This window comes from Mesorhizobium sp. M0052 (genome assembly GCF_040323255.1).
Lineage (GTDB): Bacteria > Pseudomonadota > Alphaproteobacteria > Rhizobiales > Rhizobiaceae > Mesorhizobium.
In genome coordinates this window covers 88,180-104,902 of record NZ_JAMYUS010000018.1, presented here as the reverse complement: position 1 = coordinate 104,902, position 16,723 = coordinate 88,180, and the positions used below count along the sequence as shown (strand labels likewise).

Genomic DNA, 16,723 nt, shown 5'->3' with positions numbered 1-16,723 from the left:
ATACCGCCGGGTTTGTTCTCAGCTATTCAGATCCTCAATTCTTCAGTTCTCCTCAATTCCCCTCCTCAGGCTCTCACGAAACTTCCGCTCCGGCAGCGAATGCGGATCGGGCGGAACCGTTACGCCGCCATTCAGCGACAGCTGCATGAACACCGTGTCAAGCCAGCGCCCATGCTTGTAGCCGGAGCCTTCCAGGCGACCGGAATGGCGAAAGCCGAGCTTTTCATGCAGCCGCACCGAGGCGCTGTCTGCATGGCCGTCGCCGATCACCGCGACGATCTGGCGAAAGCCCGCCATACGGCAGGCTTCAATCAGCGCCTGCATCAGCAGCAGCCCGACGCCCTGGCCCTTCGCATCAGGCGCGACATAGACGGAATCCTCTACGATGAAGCGGTAGGCCGGGCGCGGCCGGAACGCGCCGGCATAGGCGTAGCCGAGTAGCGCGCCATCTCGTTCCGCCACCAGATAGGGAAAGCCCCCCGCCGTCAGGCTGTCGAAGCGCCCACCCATCTCAGTGCGGCTGGGCGGCTCCAGCTCATAGCTCGCGGTGCCATGCGTCACGGCATCGCCGTAGATCTCGGTAATTCGGCCGAGGTCGCCTTCCAAGGCCGCGCGGATGGAAATAGTGCTCATGATTTATGCAGACGATTCATCTGCCTCCATGACAGCAAAGGCCGGCACAAAAGAAAAGGGCGGCCGTTGGCCGCCCTCTTGATATCAGCTGGTCCAGTTGCCTGATGGGAAGACCGCCTAGCGGCGATCGCCCATGAACTGCAGCAGGAACATGAACAGGTTGATGAAGTCGAGATATAGCCTCAACGCGCCCATGATCGCCTTGCGGCCGGCAACGTCGGCCTGATCGCCTTCGTAGTACATTTCCTTGATGGTCTGCGTGTCATAGGCGGTGAGCCCGGCGAAGATCAGCACGCCGATCGCCGAGATGGCGAAGCCGAGCGCCGACGACTGCAGGAAAATGTTGATCAGCATGGCGATCACCAGGCCGACCACGCCCATGACCAGGAACGAGCCGAAGGCCGAAAGGTCGCGCTTGGTCGTGTAGCCGTAGAGCGACAGCGCGCCGAAGGCGGCCGCCGTGGCGAAGAACGTCTGGGTGATCGACGCGCCGGTGTAGACCAGGAAGATGGTCGACAGCGACAGGCCGACCAGGCCCGAATAGACCCAGAAGGTGGTTTGCGCCGCGGCCACGCTCATCGACTGGATCCTGAACGACAGGAAGAAGACGGCGGCGAGTGGAGCCAGGATGACCACCCAGCGGAAGGCGCTGGCATAGATCAGCGTGCCGAAAGCGGTCAGCTGTCCGTCGCCGGTGACGGCGAGCTGGAAAGCGCCCCAGGCGGCGACGCCGGTGATGAGGAGGCCAAGCCCCATCAAATTGTAGACCTTGAGCATGTAAGTGCGCAGGCCTTGGTCAATGTCGGCGCGCGCGCCCGGCACGGCCGAAGTCTGGTAGTTGCGAATGGGCTCAGCCATTGGAATCCTCTGTTGCTTCTGCCCCGTACGGTGTCAGGCCCTTTCGGACCTGGGCGCCGCTGGCGGGGCTCCAGCATGCCTGTGGCGAAATATGATGGTTCTTGACGTCAAGAACAAGACCGTAACAGGCTGCAAGCTTGGTGAATCGCAGGAAGCCGGTTTTCTTGGGCTTCCATGACTGCACATTACCAAGATTTAATCGGAAACGGCAGATTCGGCCAACCTTGCCGCTTGGGGCCTAGAGGTTGCGCAGCACCGGCGCCGCCCTGTGGCCGAGCACCCGCCAGGTGCCGGCAAGGCCGATGCCGACCGTGATCACCAGCGCAAACACCAAGGTCGCCACTGCCACCTCCGGCATGAAATGCGACGGCAGTGTCATGATGCGGGCAACGATGTACCAGGCGGAGACGCCGCCGGCAGCCAACGCGAACACCGCGGTGGCCAGGCCGATCAGCATGTATTCCAGCGAAAACGCCGCGATAAGCGTGCGCCTCGTGGCGCCCAGCGTCTTCAGCACCACGGCATCGTGGATGCGGGCGCGATTTCCCGCGGCGAGCGCGCCGGCAAGCACCAGCACCGAAGCGATCAAGGCAACGCCGGCCGCGGCCCGGATCGCCGTGCCGAGCTGGCCGACCAGCCGGTTGACGACATCGAGCGCGTCCTTGACCCGAACTGTCGTCACCGCCGGGAAGGCGCGGGTGACGGCGTTCAGCAGGCGGGCATCCTCTGCTGCCGTGGCATCCTTTTCGGTCAGCGTCGCCAGCCAGCCATGCGGGGCGCCGGCAAAAGTGTTGGGCGAGAACACCATGACGAAGTTGATGCCCATCGTCTCCCATTGCACCTCGCGGAAATTGGCGATCCTGGCCGTCACATTGCGTCCGAGCACATTGACGGTGACGGTATCGCCAAGCTTCAGGCCGAGCGCCTTGCCTTCATCGTTGGAGAACGAAACCAGCGGTTCGCCGCTGTAATTCTCCGGCCACCAGCTGCCCTCGGTCAGTGTCGCATTGGCCGGCTGTTTGGCGTCGTAGGTCAGGCCGCGATCGCCGCGCAGCACCCAGGCGCCTTCCGATGGCACATTGGCCTTGTCGACACTAACGCCGTTCAGAGCCATCACCCGGCCGCGCAGCATCGGCACCTTGACCAGCGTTCCCTTCGGCGCCTCTTTGCCGATCAATGTCGAGAAGGCATCGACCTCGCTATTCTGGATGTCGACGAAGAAGAAATTCGGCGCCCGTTCCGGCAGACTGCCGGAGATCTGCTGCCTGAGATTGCCGTCGATCAGCGCCAGCGTCACCAAAAGCGTCAGGCCGAGGCCCAGCGACAGCACGACGGACGGCGTCAGCGCGCCGGGCCGGTGGATGTTGCCGATGGCGAGCCGAAGCGCGACCGAGCGCGCATGCGGGCTTTTGCGCGCCACCCACTGCACCACCGCACCGACCAGGCGCAACACCAGAAAAGCAAAGACCGTCGCGCCGACGAAGATCGTGGCGATGCGCCGGTCGCCGGAAAACAGGATGGCCAAAGCCGCCAAAGCGAGCGCGATGCCGACCGCCGTGGCAAGATAGGGCAGGCGTGGAAAGCCGCGGCCCTCAAAACCCATTTCGCGAAACAGCGCGGTCGCCGGCACATCGCGGGCGCGGCCGAGCGGCAACAGCGCGAAGGCAAGCGTCACCAGCAGCCCGAACAGCGCGGCAAGAGCCAGCGCAACGGGATAGAAGCCGCCTTTAGCCGGCACCGGAATGACCGACTGGAGCGCAGCGCTGGCAGCAAACGGCATGGCGGCGCCGAGGATGAGGCCAAGCGCGATGCCGAGGCCGGCGATCATCAGGATCTGCACGAGATAGACGGTGAAGACGAAGCCGCCCGAGGCGCCAAGGCTCTTGAAGGTGGCGATGACGCCGCGCTTGCCGTCGAGATAGGCGCGCACCGCATTGGCAACGCCGACGCCGCCGACGACCAGCGCCGTCAGCCCGACCAGCGTCAGAAATTGCGAGAAGCGCTCGATGTTGGAGGACAGCGCCGGCGCGGCGTTCGAGCGGGTGCGGATCGACCAGCCGGCTTCGGGGAAATCGCTCGCCGCCCGATCCTGGATGGCCTTGAGATCGGCCTCGCTGGCGCCGGCCGGCAGCCGAACCTTGTAGGCATTCTCGACCAGGCTGCCTGGCTGGATCAGCCCAGAGGCGGCAAGCCCCGCGGTCGAGACCATCAGCCGCGGCGCGAAGCCGAAACCGTCCGACACCGCATCCGGTTCGCTCACCAGCCTGGCCCGCAATTCGAATGTCGCGCTGCCGACCTTCAGCCGGTCACCGATCTCCACATTCAGCCGGTCGAACAACAGGTCGGGCGCGGCGGCGCCAAAGACGCCTGATTTCTCGCCGAACAAATCCTTTCTGCCAAGCTGCGGCGCGGTCTCGATCGCGCCATAGAGCGGATAGGCGTCGTCGACGGCCTTGGCCTCGACCAGCGCCTGGTCGGAGCCTTCTTCCAGCCGCGCCATCGAGCGCATATTGGCGCTGTGCGACACAGTGCCGAGGCGGTCGAGGAAGGTGCTTTCGGCTGGCGTCGCATCGCGCTGGTTGAGCTGGAAGCGCAAGTCGCCGCCAAGCAGCGTCTGGCCCTGGTCTGCAACGCCTGCGGTGATCGCCTGCGCCACCGAATTGACCCCGCCGATTGCAGCGACGCCGAGCGCAATGCAGGCAAGGAAGATCAGGAAACCCGACAACCCGCCGCGCATCTCGCGCAGCGAGAAGCGGAACGCGAGCTTCAGCGTCTGCGACAGTGGCATCAGGCCGGCACCTTGACCTGCGCTACCGGCGCATCCTCGATGCGGCCCGAGCGCATCGAGACCTGGCGCGAGCAGCGCGCCGCAAGGGCCGGATCGTGCGTGACCAGCAACAAGGTCATGCCGCGCTCGGCCGCCTTGGCGAACAAAAGGTCGGCAACCTGCCGCCCCGTCGCCTGGTCGAGATTGCCGGTCGGCTCGTCGGCGATGAGAATGCGCGGCGACGGCGCCAGCGCGCGGGCGATCGCCACGCGCTGCTGTTCGCCGCCGGACAGCTCGCCCGGATAGTGGGTGACGCGGTCGCTCAAGCCCACCGCTGCCAGCTCGCGCGCGGCGACGCCGAACGGATCGGCATGGCCGGCCAGTTCCAGCGGCACCGCGACATTTTCGAGCGCCGTCATGTTGGGAATGAGATGGAACGACTGGAAGACGATGCCGATGTTTCGGCCCCGAAACGATGCGATCTGGTCCTCGCTTTTGCCGTTCAGCAATTCGCCGGCGATCCGCACCGTCCCCGAATCGACCTGCTCCAGCCCGGCAAGCACCATCAGCAAGGTCGACTTGCCGGAACCCGAAGGGCCGACAATGCCGGTCGCCTCGCCGCGCGTCACGTCAAGGCTGACGCCTTTCAGCACATGCACCGACGAAGCCCCTTGGCCCAGGGTCAGGGATATGTCTTTCAGCGCGATGACGGCTTCTGTCACAATTAAAGCGTCCTATATCAGGATGAAGGCTCTGCTTGCCGGAAGCCGACGCCGGAAGAATTCCTCGGGTATATGGGGCCTGCCACATGTCTTTCAAACGCAAGATATCTTTCAAACGCTTGAATGCCGCAGGGCTCGTCCTTTTCGTCACCCTTTGCGGCGCCATTTCGTCCGTGCGCGCCGAGACGTTCACCATCGTCGGCTTCGGCGACAGCCTGATGGCCGGTTTCGGCCTCGGGCCTGGCGATGGCTTTACCGACAAATTGCAAGCTGCGCTGCGCGCCAAAGGCCATGACGTCACCGTAGCCAACGCCGGCGTTTCAGGCGACACCTCGAGCGGCGGCTTGGCGCGGCTTGACTGGTCGGTGCCGGATGGGACAAGGCTGGTTATCCTCGAACTCGGCGCCAACGACATGCTGCGCGGCGTCTCGCCCAGCATCACGGAAAAGAACCTGGACGACATGCTGGCGAAGCTGAAAGCGCGCAAGATCGCGGTGCTTTTGGCCGGCATGCGCGCCGCTCCCAATCTCGGCGCCGACTACCAGAACGCCTTCGATGCGATCTATCCAAAGCTGGCCGCGAAATACGATGTGCCGCTCTATCCGTTTTTTCTCGATGGCGTCGCCGGGCAGTCCGGCCTGCAGTTGGAGGATGGCCTGCATCCCAATCCGAAGGGCGTCGCAGCGATGGTCGAGCGCATCATGCCCGCCGTGGAGAAGGCGATTGCGGCAGTTGAGGGTGGCGGTTGAACGCCGGCCTGACGAGAATAACGCGGCGTTCGCCTCGCGCGAACTTTGAAACAAAAGACCGGGCTGCCGATGACCCGAGTCATCCATGCTGCGCTCGAAGAGCATATGCAGCATCTGGGTAATGCAAGCGCCGAGGCGGCACGGCAATAGTGCTCATTCATCGCTTGGAGGCGCCTGTTCGTAAAAATGCCTGCAACCAACAAACCACTTGCCCCGTTTGACTATCGATGATTCGCTAGGGGGCACAGTTCGATTCGAGGAAGGGAGGCTCACCATGCCGCGTCTTTTCACCGCCCTCGAAATACCCCGTGACGCCGCTCTTTCGCTGTCCCTGCTCAGGGGCGGCCTGCCCGGAGCCCGCTGGATCGATGTCGAAAACTACCATCTGACGCTGCGCTTCATCGGCGACGTCGAAGGCCATATCGCCGACGAAATCGCCAACGCACTCGACCGGGTGCACCGCCCATCCTTCTCGCTCACCCTGTCCGGAGTTGGCGCTTTCGGCCAGAAGAAGCCGCACGCCGTCTGGGCCGGCGTCTTCGCCTCGCCCGACCTTTCGGCGCTGCAAGGCGAAATCGACCGCATCTGCCAGCGGCTCGGCCTGCCCGCCGACCCGCGCAAGTTCACCCCGCATGTTACGCTGGCACGCTTGCGCAATTCGAGCCCGCTCGACGTCGCCCAGTACCTGTCGGCGCGCGGCAATTTTGCGACGCTACCGTTTCGCGTCGGCCGCTTCGTGCTGATGTCGTCGCGCGATTCGGTCGGCGGCGGTCCCTACATTGTCGAGGAGGCGTGGCCGCTCTCCGGCGTCGACGCCCGCGCCACCAATCTCGTCGCCAGCGCCTCCGACGCTTCGCGGATCATGCGGTAGACCGAAGCGAACGCTTCGGCCCCGTCATAATAGGGATCCGGCACGTCGCGGGTTTTGCCCTGCGCAAACTCTGCCAAGAGATGAATACGTTCGCGCGCACCGGCCGGCGCCAACGCCTTGAGGTCGCGGACATTCTGCCGATCCATGCCGAGGATCAGGTCGAAGCGCGAAAAATCCCCCGGCCTGACCTTGCGTGCCCGCTGCCCTGATATGTCGATGCCGTGGCCGGCCGCAATCGCGATCGAGCGCGGGTCGGGCGCTTCGCCGAGGTTCCAGCCGCCGGTCGCCGCAGAGTCCAGCACGATATCGTCCAGCACCATGTCGCGGCCGCGCTCCGCCAGCACGGCGCGAAACACGCCTTCGGCCAGGGGTGAACGGCAGATGTTGCCGAGGCAGACGAAGAGTATGGAATTTATCGGCTTTACGCTCATTCGATATGCGCCGTTCGTGCATTTGGAAGCCCAAAACGCAAAGGACTTTTGGGCGACTTGCATTATGGTGAGGGTCGATATCTTTGATAGCATGGGAAATCATCATGAAGAGAGAGAAACTCAGCAAGGACGCCATCGCCGCCGCACTGGCCGAACTGCCTGGCTGGTCGCAGGCAGCCGATGGCGCCTCCATCAAGCGCAGCTTTGTCTTCAAGAATTTTTCCGAAGCCTTCGCCTTCATGACCCGCGTCGCGCTGGCCGCCGAGAAGATGGACCATCATCCCGACTGGTCGAACGTCTACAAGACTGTCGACGTGACGCTCAACACCCATGATGCCGGCGGTGTCACCGCGCTCGACATCGCGCTGGCCAAGAAGATGAATGGGTATGCAGGCGGCTGAACGCTGGGGCGGCAACGCCAAATCGGCGCCATCCTCTTGCAGTGGACCGGGACTTTCACCACATTTTCCGTGGCGGCCGCGCGAAACGCGTAGCGCGACGGCCGGCAAGGAGAGGATTGATGGCGCAGCAGCCCGGTTTTGATTTCTTCGGCTTCGGCAGCAAGCTCGGCGACGAGAGTGAAGTGCGCGCCAAATTCTGGCGCACGGCCAAGAAGGCCGCCCGGCAGATTCCGTTCATGGAAGAGGTCGTCGCCGGCTATTATTGCGCGCTCGACAGGAAGACGCCTTTGCGTGCCAAGGGCATATTGCTGGCAGCGCTTGGCTATTTCGTGCTGCCGGTCGATGTCATACCCGATTTCGTCTTCGGCCTCGGCTTCACCGACGACATTGCCGTGCTGACCGCCGCGATCTCCGCGGTAAGCGCCCATATCACCCCTGCGCACCGCAAGGCCGCCAAGGAGGCGATCGCCGACAAGAGCTGAATCGGCGTCGCGTTGGCAACTGGGTTCAGAAGAAATCCTCCGCTCAAACAGGACGATAGCGGCTTGGCTTCGGGTTCCGCTGCGGCCGTTCGAAAAGTCAAACTCTTGCCGCTTTCGTGGCCTCCAAGTCGCCGCAGGGACATTGCGAAAGCCGTTTTTTCAAGAAGCGGCGCGGAAATGGCGGTGGTTTCCATGGGTGAATGTCCTTTTCCAAGGGAAATTCACCGTTTGGTAACCCAGATTAAATCAAAATGAAGCGACGGGCAGGACGCCAAGCCGGCCTGCCCCGCACCATTTGGAATACGGGAAAAGCGATGCGCGGATTGATTGCACTAGTCTCGAGCCTGGTCCTGGTGGCCTTTGCCGCGCCGGCGCTGGCGCAGCAGGCGACCAAGATCGGCCAGCACAATGCCTGGGGCACCTACAGCTACCAGGCGCAGGGCGGCAAGGTCTGCTATGTGCTCACCGTGCCGACCGACAAGCAGCCGCCGACGCTCGATCACGGCGACATGTTCTTCTTCGTCAGCCAGCGGCCGGGCCAGCAAGTGTCCTACGAGCCGCAATTCATCGCCGGCTACACATTCCAGGAAGGCTCCAAGGCCACCGTCACCATCGACAAGAAGACGTTCTCGATGTTCACCCGCGGCAAGTCGGCCTGGGTCGAGAACGCCGCCGAAGAGCCGGTGCTGATCGCCGCCATGAAAACCGGCACCGACATGAAGGTCTCGGCGAAGTCTGGCCGCGGCAATCCGACGACCTATGTGTTTTCGCTGAAAGGCATCTCGGCCGCGCTGACGTCGATCGCCAAGTGCAAGTAGGCTAGCGCGGTTCCCGCCGCATGACTCTCGCCGCAACCTGTGCTATGCGCCGCGCTTCTTTTCGGCACGATGGATGAAATCGGCCGCAATTCGCTTATATTGGCGCTGATATGACCCTTTCCTTCGATCTCACCACTGAGGGCGCACGCGATGCGTTGCGCGCCCGCGCCACGCCCGAGAAGCCGTCGCTGATCGGCCTGACGCGGGCCGAGCTCGGTGACGCCCTCATCAGTGCCGGCATCGTGCCCGAGCGCCAGGCGAAAATGCGCGCCCAACAGCTCTGGCACTGGATGTATGTGCGCGGCGTCTCCGACTTTGCCGGCATGTTCAACATCTCCAAAGATCTGCGCGCCGAACTGGACAAGCATTTCACCATCGCCAGGCCCGAAATCGTCGAGGAGCAGATTTCCTCCGACGGCACGCGCAAGTGGCTGTTCCGCTTTCCGCCGCGCGGCGCCGGCCGTCCCGTCGAGATCGAGACCGTCTACATCCCCGAAGAAGGCCGCGGCACGCTATGCATCTCATCGCAGGTCGGCTGCACGCTGACCTGCTCGTTCTGCCACACCGGCACACAGAAGCTGGTGCGCAATTTGACGGCGGAAGAGATCCTGGCGCAATTGCTCACCGCCCGCGACCGGCTCGGCGATTTCCCCGACCGCGACACACCCGACGGCGCCATCGTCCCTGCCGAGGGCAGAAAAGTCTCCAACGTCGTCATGATGGGCATGGGCGAGCCGCTCTACAATTTCGAGGCGGTGAAGAAGGCGCTGCTGATTGCCTCCGACGGCGACGGACTGTCGCTGTCGAAGCGCCGCATTACGCTCTCGACCTCCGGCGTGGTGCCCGAGATCTTCCGCACCGGCGAGGAGATCGGGGTCATGCTGGCGATCTCGCTGCACGCCACCAATGACGATTTGCGCGACCTGCTTGTGCCGATCAACAAGAAGTATCCGCTGAAGGAACTGATCGAGGCCTGCCGCGCCTATCCCGGCCTGTCCAACGCCAAGCGCATCACCTTCGAATATGTGATGCTGAAGGACGTCAACGATTCCATCGAGGACGCCAAGGGGCTGATCAAGCTGCTCAAAGGCATTCCAGCCAAGATCAATCTGATCCCGTTCAACCCGTGGCCGGGCACCAACTATCAGTGCTCGGACTGGGAGACGATCGAGAAGTTTGCCGACTACATCAACAATGCCGGCTATGCCTCGCCGATCCGCACGCCGCGCGGCCGCGACATCCTGGCCGCCTGCGGGCAGCTCAAATCCGACTCCGAACGCATGCGCAAGGTCGACCGCCTGGCGCTGGAAGCCATGATGATTGCGGGGCATGGCGAGGCGTGAGCCGCCTCTTCGCCTATATCCTCCGTTTCGCTGTCATCCTGTTCGGCTATGTCGTCGCCTCATTGGCGGCGAGCGCCTTTCTCAACGTGCTGTTCCTGGCTTCCGTCGGTTATATGCCGGACGATGCGCACCCAGCGGCGGCCGCGGCGCTGTATTTTTCGATCCCGTTCGTGGCGCTGTTTGTCGCCTATTTCGCTTTCATACCGGCGGTGGTCGCAATCCTGATCTCCGAGGTCCTCAGCCGCCGCGACTGGCTGTTCTATGCACTCGCGGGCGGCTTCGTGGCCGCGGCCTTCCTCGGCTTCGTCCATCAGAACGTGGATTTCGACGTCACCGAACCGCGCGCCATCGCCGCGGTGATCGGCTGCGGCATGGTCGGCGGCATCTTCTACTGGCTAAGCGCCGGCCGCTGGGCCGGAAGCTGGTGGCAGGCCGCTACTTCGCCTGAGCGGTCAGGATCTTGAGCGCGAAGGCCGAAAACACACCGGCAAAGAGATAGTCGACGACCCGCGTTACGCGCGGGCTGGCCTTCATCGCCGCCGAAAACCTTTCCGCGGCAAACACCATCGGCGCTGTCATCGGGATCGACAGCACGATGAACATGAGGCCGAGGAAGAACAGTTTTCCCGGCGCGTTCGGATCGTGAGCGGAGACGAACTGCGGCAGAAACGTCATGAAGAACAGGATGATCTTCGGGTTGAGCAGATTGACGCCAAGCCCGGCGGCCCAGCTGCGGAACAGCGAAATTTGCGGCCCGTTCTTCTTCTGCGGTGAAAACGCCGAGCCCTTGGTGATCGCCTGCCAGGCCAGGAACACCAGATAGGCGGCGCCGAAAATTTTCAGCACGAGGAAGGCCATTGGCGAGGCGACGATCAGCGCCGAGATGCCGACCGCCACCAAAGTTGTGTGGATCAGCGTTCCGAACAGAGCACCCGCCAGCGAGGCAAAGCCGGCGGCGCGGCCCTGGCTCAGTGTCCGCGAGACGAACAGCGTCATATCCGGCCCCGGCGTGATCGCCAGGATCATGGTGGCGATGGCGAACTGGATCAGCGTGGTGGGTCGGGAATGAAGGACATCGGTGGGCCCTGGCGAATGATCGTCGGTCTATAACGCAGCCTCCCCGCTCACGCCAGCAACTGACTGGCGTGGCATCTGGTCCAGCGGCTGCGGCGGCCGGCGCCCGTTCATCCCTTGCGCTGGCCGGAAATGCCGTGATACCTCGCCCGCGAAACTCATCGCGCGGAACCGCCAAAATGTCCTCAGCAATGCCCAAGACAAAAGACGTCAAGAAGGTCGTGCTCGCCTATTCCGGCGGTCTCGACACCTCCATCATCCTGAAATGGCTGCAGACCGAGCTCGGCGCCGAAGTCGTCACCTTCACCGCCGATCTCGGCCAGGGCGGCGAGCTGGAGCCGGCGCGCAAGAAGGCCGAGATGATGGGCATCAAGGATATCCGCGTCGTCGATGTGCGCGAGGAATTCGTCGCCGACTTCGTCTTCCCGATGTTTCGCGCCAATGCCGTCTATGAAGGCACCTACCTGCTCGGCACCTCGATCGCCCGGCCGCTGATCTCCAAACACCTGGTCGAGATCGCCAGGGAGACCGGGGCCGATGCCATTGCGCACGGCGCCACCGGCAAGGGCAACGACCAGGTGCGTTTCGAGCTGTCGGCCTATGCGCTGAATCCCGACATCAAGGTCATCGCGCCGTGGCGCGACTGGTCGTTCAAGTCGCGCACCGACCTGATCAACTTCGCCGAGCAGCACCAGATCCCGGTGGCCAAGGACAAGCGGGGGGAGGCGCCGTTCTCGGTCGACGCCAACCTTCTGCACTCCTCTTCCGAGGGCAAGGTGCTGGAAGACCCGTGGAGCGAGCCGCCGGAATTCGTCCATCAGCGCACCGTCTCGCCGATGGAGGCGCCGGACAAGGTCACCGAGATCGAGATCGAATTTTTGAAGGGCGATCCGATTGCACTGAACGGCAAGAAGCTGTCGCCGGCCGCCATTCTGACGGCGCTTAACGATCTTGGCCGCGACAATGGCATCGGCCGGCTCGATCTGGTCGAGAACCGCTTCGTCGGCATGAAATCGCGCGGCGTCTACGAGACCCCCGGCGGCACCATCCTGATCGTCGCCCACCGCGCCATCGAATCGATCACGCTCGACCGCGGCGCCGGCCACCTCAAGGACGAGTTCATGCCGCGCTACGCCGAGCTGATCTACAACGGCTTCTGGTTCTCGCCCGAGCGGCTGATGCTCCAGGCGATGATCGACAAGAGCCAGGAAGACGTCGAAGGCACGGTGCGCCTGAAACTCTACAAGGGCAATGTCATGGTCACCGGCCGCAAATCCAAGAAGACGCTCTATTCCGACGCGCTGGTCACCTTCGAGGATGACCGCGGCGCCTACGACCAGAAGGACGCCGCCGGCTTCATCCGCCTCAATGCGCTGCGGCTGAGGACGCTGGCGGCAAGGAGCCGCAAGGGTGAACCAAACTAGTGTTCCAGGAAAACCCGGTGGTCACACAGGGTTTTTATTTGATACCTCTAATATAAGAGGCCAAGCTGGCTGACATGGTTTCCGTTTGACCTTTTAAAAGCCTCATCTAAATTCCTTCGCGGGACGAGGGATTCCGATCGTGAAAAACGCCATTTTTCTCATGCTTGCGGCGGCCATCGTCTTTACCGGATGCCAGTCCTCGCAGGCGGCCGCGAAACGCGAGCAGGACGGGTGCATCTCCGCAGTCCATTTGTGGAGCATCACGTTCAAGCACGAAATCGCCTCTTTCATGGGCGTCTCGCAGGAGCGCATGCCGGCCCTGTTCTGCCAGCGTATCACCGAAGGCGTACGCAGCGGGCGGATCAGCTACTCCGATTTGAACAGAGTGCAGCTAGACCTGCCGACCGAGATATGGCTGGTCATCAAGGGCAAGTCAAAGGCGGCTGCCAGGGCCGCGCCGGTGCTGCGCAACTCCAAATTCCGGAGCTGCAAAGGTACTGAAGGCGCCTTCGAGGTTCCTATTTCCCAGAAGTGCCCGTTGAGCGGCTACGCACATTATTGAGAGCCCAGGCGCTCAGCCGGCATTTGCGCCAACGATCGAGCAATTCGAGAAAGAGCATGCCCGACTTCGTCCGTAACTGCGTAAAAACAAAGAAATAGAGCGGCGGCAAAGAACTCAGTGCTTTTCCTGCTTGATCTTTTCGGGCCCTTATCTAGCCTCCTCACAATCGATGGGGGCAGCTGACAATGAAGCCGTGGTTTGTGGCCCTGCCTGCAATGGTCGTCATGCTGGCCGGTTGCCAGACTGGGCAGGAGCAAGTGAGACAGGATCCCGAGGCGGCATTCGATCGCTGCGTCAGCAAGGTGGCCATATCGAATATATCGGCCAAACACGAGATCGCCGCTTTTATGGGCGTTTCCCTGGAGCGCATGCCGCCACTGCTGTGCCGCCGCCTTGTCGATGCCATGAAGACCGGCCGGCTGACCTTCTCCGACATAAACCGCCTCCAGTTCGACCAGTCCACGGACATCTGGAAGGTCATAAAAGGCGGGTAGCCGCTCGGCTGCTGAACGGTTTGAACGCCAAAAGCTCCAGTCCTTGCAGAAAAGCCCGGCGCATGGCCGGGCTTTCCGTTCTTCGATCTGGATATTTCTATCAGCCGCCGTCGATCGCGTCGGCGATCTGGGCGATGGCCTGCTGGTAGACGCTGGCGGAATTCCAGCCGGCGATGGCCCCCATATTCGCACTCGCGCTCGCACCCGCCCGCCAGCCATGAGCCTTGAGAAAGTTGGCCGTCGAAGCCAAGGCCGTCGCCTTGTCGCGCAGATTTCCGTTGCCGACGCCATACTTCAGGACATTGCCGGGCAGGAACTGCGTATGGCCGATCTCGCCATGCGCAGCGCCGACCGACGAGGCGCTCAGCGCGCCGCGATCGACCAGCTTCAGCGCCGCAATGGCATGCGGGTAAAAGAAGCCCGGGCGACGGCAATCATAGGCAAGCGTCAGAATGGCGGAGACCGTGTTCTGGTTGCCCAGGGAGGCTCCGAAGCCGGTTTCCATGCCCCAGATGGCCAGCAACACGCCCGGCGACACCCCGTAATTGCTCTCGATCCTGTCGAACATCGCTGCATTCGACTTCTTCAGCGCACGGCCCCTGGAAATGATCGCAGCTCCGCCACGACGCTTCATGAAGGCGTCCACCGAACCGCTGAACGCCTTGTGGATGGCGCGGTCGACGGAGATTGTCTTTGTCGCGTAGCTGGCACCGGCCAGAGCAGCCAGACCCTTCCCGCCGACACCTTCGGACCTGGCCTGCGCGGCAAAGTCCTGCTTCCACGCCTCGAAGCCCGCGCCGGTCTTGCCGCAGCTGGCCGCCGCCTGCGCGCCCGTCGCCAGCGCAAGTACCGCGACCACCGCGGCAGCAATAATCTTTCCCTTGGCAAGCAATGCCATGCTTTTTCTCCTGATTGCCTGAATCACGTCCCGGTTGCGAACTTGCCAGCGAAACGCGCCATTGTCACCGTACCCCCGGCGCTACCCTGGCCAATGCAGCGGAATTTGCTTACGATCAAGTGCTTATTGTGGCCGAAACGCCCGGTGCCGGGCAGGCGAATTCGCTGCTCGGGTAAAAAGAGGTGACGGGGGCATGGAACGGCGGCCCGTGGCGGGCGTTTGGGCGAGGCGCCGCTCCGCACCATATTCCTCCTCTGACGCCATACGCCAACGCCTGACGCATCGAGATCGACATGAAACTGTTCGACTGCCCGCATTGCGGCCACCGCCTCTACTTCGAGAATGCGCAGTGCCTGAATTGCGGGAGTCTCGTGCTTTACGATCCCGAGCATGCGCGCTTTGCCTTGTCTGACGTCGACGGCATCTTCCACTGCACCAATGCGGATGAATGCGCCTGCAACTGGATGGCCGAACCGGGTCATACCTACTGCCGCGCCTGCGTGCTGAACCAGCTGATCCCCGACCTCTCCGTCGACGGCAACCGCCGCCGCTGGATTCGCGTCGAGGCGGCCAAGAAGCGCGCCGTCTATTCGCTGCTCGCCTTCGGCCTTCCGGTCGTGCCCAAGCACAAGCACGGCGACGAAATCGGCCTCGCCTTCGACTTCATTGCCGATCCGATCGGCGGCGGTCCCGGCGGCGAACGCATCCTTACCGGCCACGACAACGGCCTGATCACGCTCAACGTCGCCGAGGCGGACTCGGCCGAGCGCGAGCGGCGTCGCGTCGAGATGGGCGAAAATTACCGCACGCTGCTCGGTCATTTCCGTCATGAGCTTGGCCATTACTACTGGGACCGGCTGATCCGCGACGAGCCGCAACGGCTCGATGCCTTCCGGGCGCTGTTCGGCGACGAACGCCCCGACTACGAGCAGGCGCTGAAGGCCTATTACGCCAATGGCGCTGCGCCCGACTGGCAGCAGAACCACATCTCCGCCTATGCGACGTCGCATCCATGGGAAGACTGGGCCGAGACCTGGGCGCACCATCTCCACATCACCGACACGCTGGAGATGGTGCACGCGCTGAATTTTCCACTCGGCCAGCTTGAGACGATGGAGACCAATGTGCTGCCGCAAGGCGACACCGGCGGCCGGTTGCAGGCGGCGCCCGCGGAACCTGACGCCGTGCCCGAGCCGTTCGAAAAGATTCTCGCCCGCTGGCTGGTACTCTCGGAAGCCTCCAACTCGATCAACCGCTGCATGGGCCTGCCCGACCTTTATCCCTTCGTCATTTCGGACGTGACGGCGCAGAAACTCAGCTTCGTGCATGAGCTTTTGACCGGTTTGCCGAAAGAAACCGGAACAAATCGTGAGCTGGCGTCGGTATTTTAGCCGGAACGCATGCGTTCTGGTTTCGTTTGGTGTCGCGAGGGACCATGAAAGGGAGAGAAACCATGAGACGCATATTGTTTCCGGCCGTCGCCGGGGCGCTTGTCGCGATGTCGGGTGCGGCACTCGCCGATACCGCCGTCTCGGCCGTCACCGATCTTAATGTGCGCGCCGGCCCCGGCCCGCAATATCCTGTGATCGGCGTGCTCGCCGCCGGCCAGTCGGCGACGCTCAATGGCTGCATCGAAAACAGCAAATGGTGCACCATTGCCGAAGCCGGAGGCCAGGGCTGGGTCTATTCCGACTATGTCACGGCCGATTTCGGCGGCAACCGGGTCGTTCTGACACGCCGCCCCGCCAACGCCGCCATCACCGTGGTTACACCGCCGCAGGATGATTATCCCGATACCTATACCGGTGCGATTCTGTCCGACGACGGCCCCGTCGACGCCATCGACAGGCCACCGGCGGAAGTCGGCACCTATGTCAGCACGCACCGGCTCGATCCTGTCTATCTCGAGGGCGAGGTGGTGACCGGTGCCACCTTGCCCGACACGGTCGAACTGCGCGAAATCCCCGACTACCGCTACCGCTACGTCTATGTGAATGGCCAGCAGGCGCTGGTCGACCCGCAGACACGGCGCATCATGTACGTCGTGCGCTGATTTTGCCTGGAAAGAATGACAAGTGAACTCGTGCCGCCCTCCTGCCGAGGCTGAGGGCGGCAAAAGGGTCGCTGAACAGCAGCAATTGCGCGAGAGCCGACGATCCCCTAGATCATGCGACCCGATGCGTTCGGCAGAGGAAT

Annotated in this window: 18 protein-coding genes and 1 pseudogene; 12 read left to right on the top strand and 7 right to left on the bottom strand. The window is 62.9% G+C overall.

Translation table 11 applies throughout. From position 1 onward, the window contains the following. Positions 1–42: 42 nt before the first annotated feature. The 4 genes from NKJ77_RS23235 to NKJ77_RS23220 all read right to left on the bottom strand — a co-directional run bounded on the left by NKJ77_RS23235 (position 43) and on the right by NKJ77_RS23220 (position 4,980). Positions 43–633 (bottom strand): GNAT family N-acetyltransferase, encoded by a 591-nt coding sequence (locus NKJ77_RS23235; RefSeq protein ID WP_023671727.1) that lies wholly within the window; start codon positions 631–633, stop codon positions 43–45. A gap of 117 nt (positions 634–750) precedes the next feature. After that, a complete protein-coding gene (locus tag NKJ77_RS23230; protein WP_023671726.1) occupies positions 751–1,491 on the bottom strand; it encodes a Bax inhibitor-1/YccA family protein in 741 nt (246 codons plus the stop codon). A 238-nt stretch (positions 1,492–1,729) separates the two neighbouring features. Next, a complete protein-coding gene (locus NKJ77_RS23225; protein ID WP_023831876.1) occupies positions 1,730–4,279 on the bottom strand; it encodes an ABC transporter permease in 2,550 nt (849 codons plus the stop codon). Continuing rightward, positions 4,279–4,980 carry an ABC transporter ATP-binding protein gene (locus NKJ77_RS23220; RefSeq protein ID WP_023831877.1) on the bottom strand — a complete coding sequence of 234 codons (702 nt, stop codon included), beginning with the start codon at positions 4,978–4,980 and terminating at the stop codon, positions 4,279–4,281. Before NKJ77_RS23220 ends, NKJ77_RS23225 begins: the two co-directional genes overlap by 1 nt. 86 nt (positions 4,981–5,066) lie before the next feature. Here NKJ77_RS23220 and NKJ77_RS23215 point away from each other — a divergent pair, with 86 nt between their 5' ends. Further along, the gene (locus tag NKJ77_RS23215; RefSeq protein ID WP_488377138.1) at positions 5,067–5,729 is read left to right on the top strand and encodes an arylesterase; all 663 of its coding nucleotides are present in this window, start codon (positions 5,067–5,069) and stop codon (positions 5,727–5,729) included. Positions 5,730–6,003: 274 nt separating this feature from the next. Continuing rightward, positions 6,004–6,600 carry an RNA 2',3'-cyclic phosphodiesterase gene (gene thpR, locus NKJ77_RS23210; RefSeq protein WP_023831878.1) on the top strand — a complete coding sequence of 199 codons (597 nt, stop codon included), beginning with the start codon at positions 6,004–6,006 and terminating at the stop codon, positions 6,598–6,600. Here thpR and NKJ77_RS23205 read toward each other — a convergent pair. Further along, entirely contained in the window at positions 6,504–7,031 is a 528-nt protein-coding gene (locus NKJ77_RS23205) for a low molecular weight protein-tyrosine-phosphatase (RefSeq protein WP_352535812.1), read from the bottom strand. The two genes, thpR and NKJ77_RS23205, sit on opposite strands and share 97 nt — an antisense overlap. Before the next feature lie 104 nt (positions 7,032–7,135). On the opposite strand from NKJ77_RS23205, the gene NKJ77_RS23200 reads away from it, so the two are divergent. The 5 genes from NKJ77_RS23200 to NKJ77_RS23180 all read left to right on the top strand — a co-directional run bounded on the left by NKJ77_RS23200 (position 7,136) and on the right by NKJ77_RS23180 (position 10,539). Further along, entirely contained in the window at positions 7,136–7,432 is a 297-nt protein-coding gene (locus NKJ77_RS23200) for a 4a-hydroxytetrahydrobiopterin dehydratase (RefSeq protein ID WP_023706758.1), read from the top strand. Between the two features lie 119 nt (positions 7,433–7,551). After that, positions 7,552–7,914, top strand: a complete 363-nt coding sequence (locus NKJ77_RS23195) for a YkvA family protein (RefSeq protein ID WP_023687669.1) — start codon at positions 7,552–7,554, stop codon at positions 7,912–7,914. Between the two features lie 314 nt (positions 7,915–8,228). Continuing rightward, positions 8,229–8,732: an invasion associated locus B family protein gene (locus tag NKJ77_RS23190; RefSeq protein ID WP_023671718.1), complete on the top strand. Its 504-nt coding sequence runs from the start codon at positions 8,229–8,231 to the stop codon at positions 8,730–8,732. Positions 8,733–8,842: 110 nt separating this feature from the next. Continuing rightward, entirely contained in the window at positions 8,843–10,075 is a 1,233-nt protein-coding gene (gene rlmN, locus NKJ77_RS23185; protein WP_023831880.1) for a dual-specificity RNA methyltransferase RlmN, read from the top strand. After that, on the top strand, positions 10,072–10,539 hold the full coding sequence (locus NKJ77_RS23180) for a hypothetical protein (protein WP_023831881.1): 468 nt from the start codon (positions 10,072–10,074) through the stop codon (positions 10,537–10,539). Before rlmN ends, NKJ77_RS23180 begins: the two co-directional genes overlap by 4 nt. Here the strand turns inward: NKJ77_RS23180 and NKJ77_RS23175 are convergent. Continuing rightward, positions 10,511–11,151 (bottom strand): annotated as a pseudogene (locus NKJ77_RS23175) (LysE family translocator). The gene NKJ77_RS23180 and the pseudogene NKJ77_RS23175 overlap by 29 nt on opposite strands. 189 nt (positions 11,152–11,340) lie before the next feature. On the opposite strand from NKJ77_RS23175, the gene NKJ77_RS23170 reads away from it, so the two are divergent. The 3 genes from NKJ77_RS23170 to NKJ77_RS23160 all read left to right on the top strand — a co-directional run bounded on the left by NKJ77_RS23170 (position 11,341) and on the right by NKJ77_RS23160 (position 13,629). Beyond that, a complete protein-coding gene (locus tag NKJ77_RS23170) occupies positions 11,341–12,573 on the top strand; it encodes an argininosuccinate synthase (protein WP_023831883.1) in 1,233 nt (410 codons plus the stop codon). 139 nt (positions 12,574–12,712) lie between these two features. Further along, positions 12,713–13,135, top strand: a complete 423-nt coding sequence (locus tag NKJ77_RS23165; protein WP_023710248.1) for a hypothetical protein — start codon at positions 12,713–12,715, stop codon at positions 13,133–13,135. Positions 13,136–13,350: 215 nt separating this feature from the next. Further along, positions 13,351–13,629 (top strand): hypothetical protein, encoded by a 279-nt coding sequence (locus tag NKJ77_RS23160; protein ID WP_023671712.1) that lies wholly within the window; start codon positions 13,351–13,353, stop codon positions 13,627–13,629. 100 nt (positions 13,630–13,729) lie between these two features. Here NKJ77_RS23160 and NKJ77_RS23155 read toward each other — a convergent pair whose 3' ends face one another. Continuing rightward, the gene (locus NKJ77_RS23155; protein WP_023671711.1) at positions 13,730–14,527 is read right to left on the bottom strand and encodes a lytic murein transglycosylase; all 798 of its coding nucleotides are present in this window, start codon (positions 14,525–14,527) and stop codon (positions 13,730–13,732) included. A 293-nt stretch (positions 14,528–14,820) separates the two neighbouring features. On the opposite strand from NKJ77_RS23155, the gene NKJ77_RS23150 reads away from it, so the two are divergent. Continuing rightward, positions 14,821–15,918, top strand: a complete 1,098-nt coding sequence (locus NKJ77_RS23150) for a zinc-binding metallopeptidase family protein (RefSeq protein ID WP_023671710.1) — start codon at positions 14,821–14,823, stop codon at positions 15,916–15,918. A gap of 62 nt (positions 15,919–15,980) precedes the next feature. Further along, complete coding sequence (locus tag NKJ77_RS23145; RefSeq protein WP_023671709.1) at positions 15,981–16,580, top strand: DUF1236 domain-containing protein; 600 nt, start codon at positions 15,981–15,983, stop codon at positions 16,578–16,580. Positions 16,581–16,723: the final 143 nt, after the last annotated feature.